Genomic DNA, 14107 nt, shown 5'->3' on the forward strand with positions numbered 1-14107 from the left:
CCGCGATCAAGCGGCCGTCTTGGCTACAGAGAAAACTGGCTTAAAAACTGCGCGATCATAAGGTGATCATCAGCGGTCAGTTGCCAACCGGGGTGGCGACAGTAATCGGTAGCGATGATATTGCGTCGTTGCAGGATGGTCTTTTCGATCTGAATGATGTATTCGCAGTGGCTCATCCAGCGTTGGATGTAAGGCAACAATGCCTGATGCAGCCTATTCGCTTGTTCCACTTCACCGGCCTGCCAATGGCGATAAATACGCAGGTAAATCTCGCTGAACGAGCAACCCGGCATCACGCCTTTGCCGCCCGCCGCCAACATCTGCAACATATAAAGCCCGGCATAGCCGTTCAGAACGTTGGCCTGGCGAGCCAGTTGCAGAAATTCTTTGGTGTATTCCACCGGCGGATTACATTCAATTTTGAACACCGCATGGGGATAGCGGGCTGCCACGTCGGCCAATTGTTGCGGGGTGATCGGCAAACCGGTTTCACTCGGCGCGTATTGCACCATTACCGGGATGTCTACGGCCTCCAGAACGGCGAAAATGTGCTGCTGGATCGCCTGTGGGCTGGGTTGAAGGAAAAAGGGGGGCAGCAGCATCAAAGCGTCGGCGCCCAGAGCTTGATAATGACGAGCGTGTTTGACGGCGACTTCGCTGCTGTGATCGGTGACCGAGATAGCGCGATACAGCGGGGCTCCTGCCAGTTCGCTGATAAATATCTCCGCCAGGCGTTCACGCTCAGGCTCCTCGAGCTTCGGGAATTCGCTGGCGATGCCAAACAGCGTCATTCCCTGAACGCCGGTTGCTGCCAGATGCTCCAGCAACTGGGTAAAACTCAGCGGGTCGATTTCGCCATTGGCCTTGAACGGCATGGCGACGATAGGGTTGACCCCTTCAATGTCGATAGCTTGGTAACGGCCCATTATTCCTCCTCCCGATCGGCCAGTACGGCACCCTGCGCAGCAGGTAAAGCCCAGCGACGATATAAACGCAGGAAGCCGCGCGGCACTTCTTTGTCCACGGGTTGCCAGTTTTGGCGCCGCTGCGCCAACATCGTCTCGTCAACGTGCAGCGTAAGAGTACGCGCGGGAATATCGATGGATATTTCGTCACCGTCTTGCACCAATGCCAGCTCGCCGCCGTCCACCGCTTCAGGCGAGATATGGCCGACAAACAGCCCGCGGTTGGAGCCGGAGAAACGGCCGTCGGTGATCAGAGCGCAACTGTCAGCCAGGCCCATGCCTTCCAGCGATTTCATCGGCTTATACATTTCCGGCATTCCGGGGCCACCTTTAGGCCCTTCATAGCGCAAGACCAGGGCGCTACCCGGCTTAATCTGGCCGGACATAATCGCCTCGACGGACTCCTGCTCGCTGTTGAACACCACGGCGGGCCCCCGGAAGCGCATCAAATTTTCCGGCACGGCCGCAGGCTTCACCACGCAGCCTAACGGTGACAAATTACCGTGCAGTACGGCAACGCCAGCTTCATTCCGCACCGGAATGGCCAGGGTATGGATGACTTCCGGGCGGCGGCTTGGCCGGGTTTCCGCCAGCAGTTCCGCTTTGGTTTTGCCGGTGACGGTTAACGCGTTGAGATCGAGCAGTTTGGCAATCTCAAGCTCTACTGCCGGTACGCCACCCGCTTCCCAAAAATCAATCATGTCATGTTCACTGGCCGGGTAGAGCGAGGCAACCAGCGGTACCTGGTGGCTCAACTCATCGAAGACGGACAGCGGCAGATGGCCCAGTTCCGCTTCGTAATGAATGGCTTGCAGATGCAGGATGGCATTGGTGGAGCCGCCGGTGGCCAGCAGGTAGATCACCGCATTGCGGATCGACTCGGCGGTGATAATTTGGCGGGCATTGACGCCATTCAATACCAGTTCCACCGCGGTGCGCCCGGTTTCGATAGCGCACTCGCGGCGCTCGGCCGAAACCGCCGGCAGCGTGCTGCTGCCCGGCAGGCTCATACCCAGTACTTCACCGATGCAGCACATGGTGTTGGCGGTGCCGTACATAGTGCAGGAGCCCGGGCCGGGTTCGGCGATATTTTCGATATGGGCAAATTCCGCCTCATCGATTTCGCCACGCATCTTCCAACCGATGGCCTCGGTGACGATGTTGCCGTCCCAGTGTTTACCTTTATATTCAGCCGGGTACATCGGCCCGCCGTTAACCATGATGGCCGGAATATCCAGCCGTGCCGCCGCCATCAGCATGGCGGGGACAATTTTGTCGCAGGAGCCAAGCAACACCATGCCGTCGAAACGATGGGCACGCATCATCACTTCGATGGAGGCGGTGATCACTTCACGAGCGGCCAGAATGTAGCGCATGCCGAGATGCCCTTCGGCGATACCGTCACAGGGAGCGATAGTGCCGAACACCATGCCGACCCCGCCGGCTTCTTCAATGCCCTGCAATACCTTGGCCGTCAGCTCATTCAGATTGGCGTGGCCGGCCGTCGCGTTGGTATAGCTGTTGACCACGGCGATCACCGGACGGCGCAGTTGTTCGTCGCTGTGCCCCATAGATTTGTATAGCGCACGCTTCAGCGCGCCGTCATCGCCCTCCAGAATAGGGTTGAAATGCGAGCCGCAACCGCTGCTGCCACAGGTTCCACATCCGCTCATCATTAAAATCTCTCAGTGATATTTAAAGGATCCTCAGCGTCAGGCTGAGCAACATCTTGGTCATGCATGCCATGGGTTTTGCCGGGGGAGACCAGCTTGGCAGGCAGCATGAAAATCAACGGCGCACAGAGCAGCAGGAAGCCCGCAAGAATGTACAGGCCGCTGTCGGTCTGGCCGGTTTGATCTTTCAGCCAGCCGAGAACCGTGGGGCCGAAGAAACCCGCGAGGTTGCCGACAGAATTCACCAGAGCAATACCGGCAGCGGCGGCGGTGCCGGAAAGCAGGGTGCCGGGCAGGCTGATGTAGGTAGGGATCAGCGCCAGGGTGCCGGACATCGCTACGCAGATCCACGTCATCATCCAGAAGGTGGAGCCGCTGCAGTAAGCGCTCAACGTCAGGCCGATACAGCCAATCACCGCCGGAATGGCAATATGCCAGCGACGTTCCTGTTTCAGATCGGAATGGCGGCTGTTCCATATCATAAATGCCGCGCCAAACACGTAGGGTAGGGCTGCCAGCAGGCCGATTTGGAGATCGTCGCTGATACCCGAAGTCTTGATGATGGAAGGCAGCCAGAAGCTGACGCCGTAATAACCGACGTTGAAACTGAAGAAAATCAGCGCCAGCAACCAGACATAGCGGTTAGCCAGCATCTCTTTCAGGCTGTGGGACGCTTTGCCGTTCGCCGCCCGATCCCGGTTGGCACGATCCTTGGCCAGATCGGTTTGCACGATCTGTTTTTCTTCGACGGTGAGCCATTTGGCTTCGTCCACGTTGTTATCCAGGTAACGCAGTACCACAAAGGCCAGTACGAAAGAGGGAATGGCCTCGACCAGGAACAGCCACTGCCAGTTGTGTAAACCGCCGACATTTTCGAACAGTTTGAGGATCAAACCTGAAAGCGGGCTGCCGATAATCACCGACAGTGGTGTAACCAGAATGAACAGCCCCAGCGTGCGGGCGGAACGCCATGAAGGGAACCACAGCGTTAAATAGAACACGATGCCGGGGAAAAAGCCGGCTTCGGCCACGCCAAGCAGGAAACGCAATACATAGAAGGTGGTTGGCGTGGTGACAAACATCATGGCCGCGGACAGGATCGCCCAGGTAGCCATGATGCGGGCAATCCAAAAACGCGGCCCGAAGCGTTGCATCAGCAGGTTGCTTGGCAGCTCAAAAATAAAATAGCCGATGAAGAAAATGCCGGCACCGAGACCATAGACGGTATCGCTGAAGCTCAGGGCATCCTGCATATGCAGCTTGGCGAACCCGACGTTAACGCGGTCCAGATAGGCGAAGAAATAGCACAAAATCAGGAAAGGGATCAGGCGGCGGGTAATTTTTCCGTACACCCGCGTTTCAGCGGCCTGTTCCGTCGTTGGATTTTCCGTGGTCAGCTTCATGATGGTTTCCTCTGATTTATTTTTATTAGCCGGGTTATGCCGGCGTATTCAAGGAATGGTCGGTAGTCTTGGGCTGGGGTGGCCTGCCTATATGGCGCAGGGAGGCACCCTGCATCAGATTTTTTTCGATGCATTCAAGGGAGATATTTTTGGTTTCCGGTACGAAACATAACGTCAGTACGATGCATAGCAGATTGAGTAGCGCGTAAAGCCAGAAAGTCCCGGCGCTGCCGAGGTTGTCGATCAGCGTCAGGAAGGTGGCACCAATAATCATGTTGGCAATCCAGTTGGCCATGGTGGAGCAGGTGACGCCAAAGTCTCGTCCGGCCAGCGGTTGGATTTCGGAGCACAGTACCCAAATCAATGGGCCGGCACTCATGGCGAAACCTATGATAAAGATCAGCAGCACCGTCACTGCGGCGTATTGTTCCGTGGGATTGCCGATGCCGATATAAAACATATAACCGAGCGTCGCCATGCAGATTGCCATCAGGCTGAAGCCGAGTTTGAGGATCGGTTTACGACCCCAGTGATCGACCAGCGCGATCGCGATAAAGGTGGCCAGAACATTGGTCAGGCCTGCTATCACGGTGCACCACATTTGCTCGCGGGTGGTGGCGAAACCGGCGATTTCAAAAATCTTGGGGGCGTAATACATGATGATCGTCATGCCGGTGAACTGCTGCATAAATTGCAGCAGAACGCCCAGGTAGGTGGAGCGGCGGAAGTGCGCATTGTGGCGAAACAGCTGCCAGCCTCGTTGCTTCATTTGCAGGCTTTCACGGATTTGGTTGAGTTCGTCGCGAGCCTCGGCATCCGAATTGCGTAACAGTTGCAAGACCTTGCCGGCCAATTCACCGCGCCCCTTCATCGCCAACCAGCGTGGGCTTTCCGGCAGTGTCAGTACGCCGATAAATAGCACCAGCGCCGGGAAGGTGATGATGCCCAGCATCCAGCGCCAGTGTCCGCCAGCACTGAATGCGGTATCAGACAGGAAGGCGGCCAAAATTCCGATGGTAATCATCAACTGATAGAGAGAAATCATGCTGCCGCGAATGCGCTCTGGAGCGATTTCCGACAGATACAGCGGCGCAGTGAACGAGGCTATGCCCACGGCTAATCCCAGGATAAAGCGGGAAATCACCAGCACTTCTAGATTTTGGGCCACGGCGCAGCCGATCGAGCCGACGACGAACAAAACCGCACCTAACAACAAGCTTTTTTTACGGCCCAAATGGGAGGACATAGGCCCGCTGCTCAGGGCCCCCAGCGCGGCGCCGAACATCATGATGCTGACGACGATTTCCTGCTGTTGGCTCGAGAGGCTAAATTCGTTTGCCAGGAACGGCAACGCACCGGCGATCACCCCCATATCCAGGCCGAACAGCAAACCGGCTAACGCGGCAAGAAAGCAAACCTGCAGGGTTTGGCGGTTTGTTTTTGCGGGAATAGATGATTTATTCATAACAACACCTTTTAATTCAATGCGTTATATTTATTTTTATACAAGCATCGGCAACGTCGCAGTGGGCAAATAGCTATTCCACGCAATGTTGCCAGGCGGCCTGATAGGCCAGCGCGCGTTGACGTAATGCCGCCAGGCTGATGCCGGGTTGATAGAGTCCGCCTCCCAGCCCAAACCCGTTGCTGCCCGCCTGGATATAGGCGCGCATCTGCAGGGGATCCGGTTGGATCCCTCCTACCGGCAAGCAAACCAGCCTTTGGGGAAGCACGACACGCAGCGCCTTGGTTACCGCTGGGGTAATACTTTCTGCCGGGAACAGCTTCAATCCGCTGGCTCCGGCAGCAAGAGCGCAGAAGGCTTCGGAAGGGGTGGCCACGGCGGGCATGCTGATCAGATTCAAATAACGGGAATGGCCGATCACCGCGGCGTCGGTATTGGGAGAAATAATCAGTTGTCCCCCGGCTTTGGCCACCTCTTCAACCTGCTGGACGTTCAGGACGGTGCCAGCGCCGACAAAACCCCTGTCGCCGACGGTTTTCCTGATCACGCGGATAGAGTCGTACGGGGTGGGGCTATTAAGCGGCACCTCCAGAAAGCGGAAGCCGCAGTCCAGCAGAATTTCGGCGACGGGCTCAGCCTCCTCAGGCGTGATGCCACGCAAAATAGCGACCAGGGGAAGCGGCTGTTGCTGCCACTGTTGGAGGAAGATCTCTGGGCTCATTGGGCGGTTCCTTGTAGTAGGGGATACAGTTGACTTAATCCGTTGATAAAGCAGCTATCGCCATCCGTGGCGCGCAATGACAGGCCCAAGGGTTCCGCCGCCATTTGGTAGCGCGCAACCAGCGGGGGGCTGGCGACAACCCAGATGGGCTGGTGCGCGGGCAGCGCCTGAAGCTCATTACCGATCAACAAACCGGAAAGGTAGCTGTGTATATTTGCCGCGGCGATTTCACCGCTGAGGCGGCGGGTACGTGCCGAGAAAATCAGGTGGCTGAGGGGGGCACCGCTGCGTGCCGTATCGGCCCCGAGGATGAACGCCTGCGCGTCCTCCTGTTGTTCCGGCAGGGCGTTGCCCAAAATGGAGCGCCGGCAGAGCAACGAGAACAGTTCGCCGGTCATAAAGGTTGAGAAGTGGCCGATTTCTCCCTGATTCAACTGAACATGCTTGCTGTGGGTTCCGGGTAAAATTGCCAGGCATTGCGCCGCTGGATGTCGTCTGGCCAAACCGAGCAGCTGCACTTCTTCTCCTCGCATCACTTCAGGCTGCTGAGCCAGCCCCAGCCCCTGAACGCCGGGAATGATCCACGCTGGGCTACCCCAGACAGTGGTGAATTTCATGGCCCCAGCCGCCAAATTTTTCAGGCCGCACGGCTGGGTTATGTAGGCAACCTCATGCCACCCCTGTTGTGATCCCACCATGCCGGCCATGACCACCGGCAAAGCGCCATGTTCGACTAACCAGGGCTGCAATAAGGTATGCAGGGTGTCGGCAAACCGGTTTTTTTCCACGGCCAGCAACCCGCAGGGATGGCTGAGGTTACTTAGGCATTGCTCCCCACACATTAAAAAAGCGCGGAAGTTAGTGGTGCCCCAATCGATACCAATCCAGTTGTTATTCATTCAAGTAATACAAACCATTCAGTCTTGTCATACAAGAATGCTAGAGCGAAAATTGCTCAGGATCTGTGAGGGCGATCGAAATTACAGCAAAGAGGGATTTTTAGAGGATGTGGGCGAACATTTCCGGTTGCTGCTGCCAGTGATTCTTTTTGGCCGCATTGAGCAGAATGACACGCATGCGCTGTCGTGCGGTTTCTACCTGTTTGAAGCGAATGGCCTCCAGCAATTGTTGGTGCTCTTCAACCGCATTTTTGGTCAGCCGGATATCTTCTTCCAGCGTTTGCTGGAAAGAGAGCGCCATGGCCGCGGAAAGTGCGCTGCCCAATGAATGCAAAAAAGGATTGTGGCTGGCGCCCAGCAAGGCAAGGTGAAATGCCATATCGCCCTGCTCGAAGAGTTGGCGACTGGCCTGCTGTTGGCCTTGTGACATGAGTTTGCAAGCATCTTCCAGCGCGGCCAGGTCATGACCGGTGGCGTTAACGGCCGCTAATGCCGCGATATTCGGCTCAAAGATCAGACGGGTGACCATCAATTGTTCGACCAGTTGTTGGTCGAGACTGCCTTCCGCCAACCAGCTCAGTACGTCAGGATCCAAAAAGCTCCATTGCTCGCGGGCATTGACGGTGCTGCGCTTCTTGGCCTGAATGGAGACCAACCCCTTCGCCGCCAGCACCTGCAACGCGTTACGTACCGAAGTGCGTGAAACCGAATACTGCAAGGCCAATTCATTCTCCCCCGGCAGCGACAGCCCAGGCGGCAGATCGCCACTGATGATGCGGCGGGCCAAATCTTGCGTCAGGGTTTCCGATATGGTGGTTTGCGCGGTTTTCATCCGTGGTTCTCAGGTAATTAAAGCGGCAGTTGCGCCCTATACTAAGCTAAGCGGCGTGCGGGTGGTACCTGTGCCGGTTTGAATGAAGAAAACGAGCGTTTTTTCATGCAAATTTCACCGGTTCAAATTGCATGTTTATGTACAATCGTCAATGGGCGTTGATCGGCCTGATTGTTAACCCATTGACAGCATTACTGATGAAAAGTGGGGGATATCATAATTTTCTAATTATGAAATGAATCCTCTGGCGATGATAGGACGAGGCAGTTACCCTGAACCGATATACCCGTCATACTTGAAGCTGTATCTGTGTTGACTGCGCTCACTTACCCGAATCACTTACTGAAGTAAGCTCATTGGGATAAGCTCGCTTGCCGCCTTGATACAGCTCCAATTATTTAGGGTAATGAAATCAATCAACAAGAGAGCAAGTATGACTGATTCACCCATCCGCATTGCGATTGCGGGTTCCGGCGGCCGTATGGGCCGCCAATTGATCCAGGCGGTACATCAGGCGCAGGGCGTGGTTTTGGGGGCGGCAGTATCGCGCCCAGGTTCAAGCCTGATTGGGACCGACGCCGGTGAACTGGCGGGCATTGGTGCGCTGGGCATAACCGTCAGCGACAGCCTGGAAAAAGTGGCCGACGATTTCGATATCCTGATCGACTTCACCCGTCCGGAAAGCACCCTGGCGTACCTGGCTTTCTGCGTCGAGCACAAAAAAGCCGTAGTGATTGGCACCACCGGTTTCGATGATGCGGGTAAGGAAGCCATCCGCGCCGCAGCTGGGCAGATTGGCATCGTTTTCGCCGCCAACTTCAGCGTGGGCGTGAACCTGGTGTTAAAACTGCTGGAAAAAGCCGCGCAGGTGATGGGCGACTATACCGATATTGAGATTGTTGAAGCGCATCATCGTCATAAGGTAGACGCTCCTTCGGGGACGGCTTTGGCGATGGGCGAGGCGATTGCCGGCGCGCTGGGGCGCGATCTGAAAGAGTGCGCGGTGTATGCGCGTGAAGGTTATACCGGTGAACGCGATCCGAAGAGCATTGGTTTTGCCACTATTCGCGCTGGCGATATCGTCGGTGAGCACACCGCCATGTTCGCCGACATCGGTGAGCGGGTAGAAATCACCCATAAGGCCTCCAGCCGCATGACTTTTGCCAGTGGTGCGGTTAAGGCTGCAGCATGGCTTGAAGGTCATGATAAAGGTCTGTTTGATATGCGTGATGTGCTCGGTTTAGACCAGTTATAATTGATTTGTATGCCATCGTGATGTGGCTGTATTAATCATAGTGCTATGATTAACGGACAATAATTTTATTGTCCTTTTTTTTAATATGATAAATGTGTGTTTGAGGTTGTTTTTATTGTTTGATTGCTATTTTTTGTGATTAACTTTTAATTTATGATGCTTTTTCCCCTTCCAACGTATCTCTTGCCTGGAAAAGTGCCCTGGGAATTGTGATTTTCTGTCTTTAGAGCTCGCAACCGTTTACTCACCCGAGTTTAGACGTGTTTTTATGGCTACTGACCCCATTAAACGCCGAGAAGTGCAAAAATAAGAGAAAAAATGGCGCTTTGGGTAGACAAGCGGAGCACTCATCATTAAAATGCGCCCAATTTGCCAAAAATTGACCTTGAGGGCGGTTTTTGCATTGATTTAGATCGTGACATCTGAATTAATATGCAAATATTGTGATTGATTATTCCTTGGAGGGTGTTTTGATTAAGTCAGCGCTATTGGTTCTCGAAGACGGAACCCAATTCCACGGTCGGGCCATCGGGGCAGAGGGTACGGCAGTGGGGGAAGTGGTCTTCAATACGTCGATGACCGGTTATCAAGAAATCCTCACTGATCCTTCCTACTCCCGCCAGATCGTTACTCTTACTTATCCTCATATCGGCAATGTCGGCACCAATGCTTCCGACGAAGAATCCTCCGCTGTACACGCCCAAGGCCTCGTCATTCGCGACCTCCCACTGATTGCCAGCAACTACCGCAACGAAGAAGGCCTGTCTGACTACCTGAAGCGTCACAACATCGTGGCGATTGCCGATATCGATACCCGCAAGCTGACCCGCCTGCTGCGCGAGAAAGGGGCACAGAACGGCTGCATCATCGCCGCCGACACGCCGGATGCCGCCTTGGCGTTAGCGAAGGCCAAAGCCTTCCCGGGCCTGAAAGGCATGGATCTGGCGAAAGAAGTTACCACCCAGGAAGCCTACAGCTGGCAGCAGGGCAGTTGGACGCTTGAAGGCGACCTGCCGGAAGCCAAACCGGCCTCTGAGCTGCCGTTCCACGTGGTGGCCTATGACTACGGCGCCAAGCGCAACATTCTGCGTATGCTGGTGGATCGCGGCTGCCGCCTGACGGTGGTGCCGGCACAGACCCCGGCGGATGAAGTCTTGAAGATGGATCCGGACGGTATTTTCCTGTCCAACGGCCCGGGTGACCCGGAGCCATGCGATTACGCCATCGCCGCCATCAAGCAGTTCCTGACAACCGATATCCCGGTGTTCGGCATCTGCCTCGGCCATCAGTTGCTGGCTCTGGCCAGCGGTGCAAAAACCGTGAAGATGAAGCTTGGCCACCACGGCGGCAACCACCCGGTAAAAGATCTGGATAACGACTGCGTCATGATCACCGCGCAGAACCATGGTTTTGCGGTAGACGAAAACAACCTGCCGGCCGAACTGCGCGTCACGCACAAATCCTTGTTTGACCACACGGTGCAGGGCATTCACCGCACCGATAAAGCAGCGTTCAGCTTCCAGGGCCACCCTGAAGCCAGCCCGGGCCCACACGACGCCGCGCCGCTGTTCGATCACTTTATCGAACTGATTGAGACTTACCGTTCTAACGCCAAATAATCAGGAGCAGTAAAAAATGCCAAAACGTACAGACATAAAAAGCATCCTGATCCTCGGCGCTGGCCCGATTGTTATCGGCCAGGCGTGTGAGTTCGACTACTCGGGTGCCCAGGCGTGTAAAGCGCTGCGCGAAGAGGGTTACCGCGTTATTCTGGTCAACTCCAACCCGGCCACCATCATGACCGACCCGGAAATGGCGGATGCGACCTACATCGAGCCAATCCACTGGGAAGTGGTGCGTAAAATCATCGAAAAAGAGCGTCCGGATGCCGTGCTGCCGACCATGGGCGGCCAGACCGCACTGAACTGCGCGCTGGAGCTGGAACGTCAGGGCGTGCTGGCCGAGTTCGGCGTGACCATGATTGGCGCTACCGCTGACGCGATCGACAAAGCAGAAGACCGTCGTCGCTTCGACGTGGCGATGAAAAAAATCGGCCTGGACACCGCGCGCTCCGGTATTGCGCACAATATGGAAGAAGCGCTGGCGGTGGCCGCTGACGTCGGCTTCCCGTGCATTATCCGTCCTTCCTTTACCATGGGTGGCACCGGTGGCGGCATCGCCTACAACCGCGAAGAGTTCGAAGAGATCTGCGAGCGTGGTCTGGACCTGTCTCCAACCAAAGAGCTGTTGATTGACGAGTCGCTGATCGGCTGGAAAGAGTACGAGATGGAGGTGGTGCGCGATAAGAACGATAACTGCATCATCGTCTGTTCGATCGAAAACTTCGATGCCATGGGTATCCATACCGGCGACTCCATCACCGTAGCACCGGCGCAAACCCTGACCGACAAAGAATACCAAATCATGCGTAACGCCTCGATGGCGGTACTGCGTGAAATCGGCGTGGAAACCGGTGGTTCCAACGTGCAGTTCTCGGTTAACCCGAAAACCGGCCGTTTGATCGTCATCGAAATGAACCCGCGCGTATCCCGCTCTTCGGCGCTGGCATCTAAAGCCACTGGCTTCCCGATTGCCAAAATCGCCGCCAAACTGGCGGTGGGTTACACCCTCGATGAGCTGATGAACGACATCACAGGTGGCCGTACGCCGGCGTCGTTTGAACCGTCCATCGACTACGTCGTGACCAAGATCCCTCGTTTCAACTTTGAGAAATTTGCCGGTGCCAATGACCGTCTGACTACCCAGATGAAATCCGTCGGCGAAGTGATGGCGATTGGCCGTACCCAGCAAGAGTCACTGCAGAAAGCATTGCGCGGGCTGGAAGTGGGCGCCACCGGTTTTGACCCTAAAGTGAGCCTGGATGACCCGGAAGCACTGACCAAAATCCGTCGTGAGCTGAAAGACGCCGGTTCTGACCGCATCTGGTACATCGCTGATGCCTTCCGCGCCGGCCTGTCCGTTGACGGCGTCTTCAACCTGACTAACGTAGACCGCTGGTTCCTGGTGCAGATTGAAGAGCTGGTGCGTCTGGAAGAGCAGGTTGCCGGTACCGGCATCAACGGCCTGACGAAAGAGTTCCTGCGCACCCTGAAGCGCAAAGGCTTCGCCGATGCGCGTCTGGCCACCTTGGCCGGCGTCGCCGAAAGCGAAATCCGCAAGCTGCGTCATGGCTATGGCCTGCACCCGGTTTACAAGCGCGTGGATACCTGCGCGGCGGAATTCGCCACCGACACCGCTTACATGTACTCCACCTATGAAGAAGAGTGCGAGTCCAACCCGACCAACGACCGTCCGAAAGTGATGGTGCTGGGCGGCGGGCCAAACCGTATCGGCCAGGGTATCGAATTCGATTACTGCTGTGTGCACGCCTCGCTGGCGCTGCGCGAAGACGGTTACGAGACCATCATGGTCAACTGTAACCCAGAAACCGTGTCTACCGACTACGACACCTCCGACCGTCTGTACTTCGAGCCGGTAACGTTGGAAGACGTACTGGAAATCGTGCGCATCGAGAAGCCGAAAGGCGTTATCGTGCAATACGGTGGCCAGACGCCGCTGAAATTGGCGCGCGAGCTGGAAGCCGCAGGCGTACCTATTATCGGCACCAGCCCGGACGCGATTGACCGCGCCGAGGACCGTGAGCGTTTCCAGCAGGCGGTACACCGTCTGGGCCTGAAACAGCCGGCCAACGCCACCGTGGCAACCATTGAGCAGGCGGTAGAGAAAGCGGCCGGGATCGGTTACCCGCTGGTGGTACGTCCTTCTTATGTGCTGGGCGGTCGGGCGATGGAAATCGTTTACGACGAAATCGACCTGCGCCGTTACTTCCAAAACGCAGTCAGCGTCTCCAACGACGCCCCGGTGCTGCTGGACCGCTTCCTGGATGACGCGGTAGAAGTCGACGTCGACGCCATCTGCGACGGCGAACGAGTGCTGATCGGTGGCATCATGGAACACATCGAACAGGCGGGCGTGCACTCCGGTGACTCGGCTTGTTCACTGCCGGCCTACACCCTGAGCAAGGAAATTCAGGACGTGATGCGTCAGCAGGTTGAGAAACTGGCGTTTGAGCTGCAGGTGCGCGGTTTGATGAACGTGCAGTTCGCCGTGAAGAACAATGAAGTCTACCTGATTGAAGTCAACCCACGCGCCGCGCGTACCGTGCCGTTTGTTTCCAAGGCCACCGGCGTGCCGTTGGCCAAAGTGGCTGCGCGCGTGATGGCAGGCAAAACCCTGGCAGAGCAGGGCGTGACGGAAGAAGTCATCCCGCCTTACTACTCGGTAAAAGAAGTGGTGCTGCCGTTCAACAAGTTCCCAGGCGTCGACCCGATTTTAGGGCCGGAAATGCGCTCTACCGGGGAAGTGATGGGCGTGGGCCGCACCTTTGCCGAGGCCTTCTCCAAGGCGATGCTCGGCAGCCAGTCAGGCATGAAAAAACAGGGCCGTGCGCTGCTGTCGGTGCGTGAAGGCGATAAAGCCCGGGTAGTAGATCTGGCGGCAAGCCTGCTGAAACAGGGCTTCGAGCTGGATGCCACTCACGGTACCGCCGTGGTGCTGGGCGAAGCGGGGATTAACCCACGCCTGGTCAACAAGGTGCATGAAGGCCGTCCGCACATTCAGGACCGTATCAAGAATGGCGAATACACCTACATCGTCAACACCACCGCCGGTCGCCAGGCGATTGAGGACTCCAAGCTGATCCGTCGTAGCGCATTGCAGTACAAGGTGCATTACGATACGACCCTGAACGGCGGCTTTGCCACCGCGATGGCGCTAAAAGCGGATCCGACCGAGCAGGTGACTTCGGTGCAGGAGTTGCACGCGCGTATCACCAAGTAATTCGATGATGCCGTAAAAGCCAGGGCGCTGCAGT

At 56.3% G+C, this 14107-nt stretch carries 10 protein-coding genes; 3 read left to right on the forward strand and 7 right to left on the reverse strand.

All coding sequences use genetic code 11. From position 1 onward, the window contains the following. Positions 1–23 precede the first annotated feature (23 nt). The 7 genes from AC1RKG_RS16075 to AC1RKG_RS16105 all read right to left on the reverse strand — a co-directional run bounded on the left by AC1RKG_RS16075 (position 24) and on the right by AC1RKG_RS16105 (position 7958). Positions 24–926, reverse strand: a complete 903-nt coding sequence (locus tag AC1RKG_RS16075) for a dihydrodipicolinate synthase family protein (protein ID WP_493183477.1) — start codon at positions 924–926, stop codon at positions 24–26. Beyond that, positions 926–2638 carry a dihydroxy-acid dehydratase gene (gene ilvD, locus AC1RKG_RS16080; protein WP_128865035.1) on the reverse strand — a complete coding sequence of 571 codons (1713 nt, stop codon included), beginning with the start codon at positions 2636–2638 and terminating at the stop codon, positions 926–928. Before ilvD ends, AC1RKG_RS16075 begins: the two co-directional genes overlap by 1 nt. 2 nt (positions 2639–2640) lie before the next feature. After that, positions 2641–4041: an MFS transporter gene (locus AC1RKG_RS16085; RefSeq protein ID WP_122077112.1), complete on the reverse strand. Its 1401-nt coding sequence runs from the start codon at positions 4039–4041 to the stop codon at positions 2641–2643. Positions 4042–4075: 34 nt separating this feature from the next. Further along, entirely contained in the window at positions 4076–5506 is a 1431-nt protein-coding gene (locus AC1RKG_RS16090) for a sugar porter family MFS transporter (protein WP_122077115.1), read from the reverse strand. A gap of 73 nt (positions 5507–5579) precedes the next feature. Continuing rightward, the gene (locus AC1RKG_RS16095) at positions 5580–6227 is read right to left on the reverse strand and encodes a 2-dehydro-3-deoxy-6-phosphogalactonate aldolase (RefSeq protein WP_122077118.1); all 648 of its coding nucleotides are present in this window, start codon (positions 6225–6227) and stop codon (positions 5580–5582) included. Further along, positions 6224–7126: a 2-dehydro-3-deoxygalactonokinase gene (locus AC1RKG_RS16100; protein ID WP_493183478.1), complete on the reverse strand. Its 903-nt coding sequence runs from the start codon at positions 7124–7126 to the stop codon at positions 6224–6226. The genes AC1RKG_RS16095 and AC1RKG_RS16100 overlap by 4 nt, the downstream gene beginning before the upstream one ends. A 100-nt stretch (positions 7127–7226) precedes the next feature. Continuing rightward, a complete protein-coding gene (locus AC1RKG_RS16105; protein WP_048762910.1) occupies positions 7227–7958 on the reverse strand; it encodes a FadR/GntR family transcriptional regulator in 732 nt (243 codons plus the stop codon). Positions 7959–8391: 433 nt separating this feature from the next. Here AC1RKG_RS16105 and dapB point away from each other — a divergent pair, with 433 nt between their 5' ends. From dapB to carB, 3 genes are all read left to right on the forward strand, one after another. Then, positions 8392–9213 (forward strand): 4-hydroxy-tetrahydrodipicolinate reductase, encoded by an 822-nt coding sequence (gene dapB, locus AC1RKG_RS16110; RefSeq protein ID WP_046374542.1) that lies wholly within the window; start codon positions 8392–8394, stop codon positions 9211–9213. 470 nt (positions 9214–9683) lie between these two features. After that, a complete protein-coding gene (carA, locus tag AC1RKG_RS16115; protein ID WP_071844605.1) occupies positions 9684–10832 on the forward strand; it encodes a glutamine-hydrolyzing carbamoyl-phosphate synthase small subunit in 1149 nt (382 codons plus the stop codon). Positions 10833–10848: 16 nt separating this feature from the next. Further along, the gene (gene carB, locus AC1RKG_RS16120; RefSeq protein ID WP_020825167.1) at positions 10849–14073 is read left to right on the forward strand and encodes a carbamoyl-phosphate synthase large subunit; all 3225 of its coding nucleotides are present in this window, start codon (positions 10849–10851) and stop codon (positions 14071–14073) included. Positions 14074–14107 lie beyond the last annotated feature (34 nt).

The organism is Serratia sp. GW822-FHT06D09 (assembly GCF_058799515.1).

What these genes read in the sequence shown, in the direction of transcription:
- AC1RKG_RS16075 (WP_493183477.1), bottom strand. Translation starts at nt 926, where the DNA reads ATGGGCCGTTACCAAGCTATCGACATTGAAGGGGTCAACCCTATCGTC.
- ilvD (WP_128865035.1), bottom strand. Translation starts at nt 2,638, where the DNA reads ATGAGCGGATGTGGAACCTGTGGCAGCAGCGGTTGCGGCTCGCATTTC.
- AC1RKG_RS16085 (WP_122077112.1), bottom strand. Translation starts at nt 4,041, where the DNA reads ATGAAGCTGACCACGGAAAATCCAACGACGGAACAGGCCGCTGAAACG.
- AC1RKG_RS16090 (WP_122077115.1), bottom strand. Translation starts at nt 5,506, where the DNA reads ATGAATAAATCATCTATTCCCGCAAAAACAAACCGCCAAACCCTGCAG.
- AC1RKG_RS16095 (WP_122077118.1), bottom strand. Translation starts at nt 6,227, where the DNA reads ATGAGCCCAGAGATCTTCCTCCAACAGTGGCAGCAACAGCCGCTTCCC.
- AC1RKG_RS16100 (WP_493183478.1), bottom strand. Translation starts at nt 7,126, where the DNA reads ATGAATAACAACTGGATTGGTATCGATTGGGGCACCACTAACTTCCGC.
- AC1RKG_RS16105 (WP_048762910.1), bottom strand. Translation starts at nt 7,958, where the DNA reads ATGAAAACCGCGCAAACCACCATATCGGAAACCCTGACGCAAGATTTG.
- dapB (WP_046374542.1), top strand. Translation starts at nt 8,392, where the DNA reads ATGACTGATTCACCCATCCGCATTGCGATTGCGGGTTCCGGCGGCCGT.
- carB (WP_020825167.1), top strand. Translation starts at nt 10,849, where the DNA reads ATGCCAAAACGTACAGACATAAAAAGCATCCTGATCCTCGGCGCTGGC.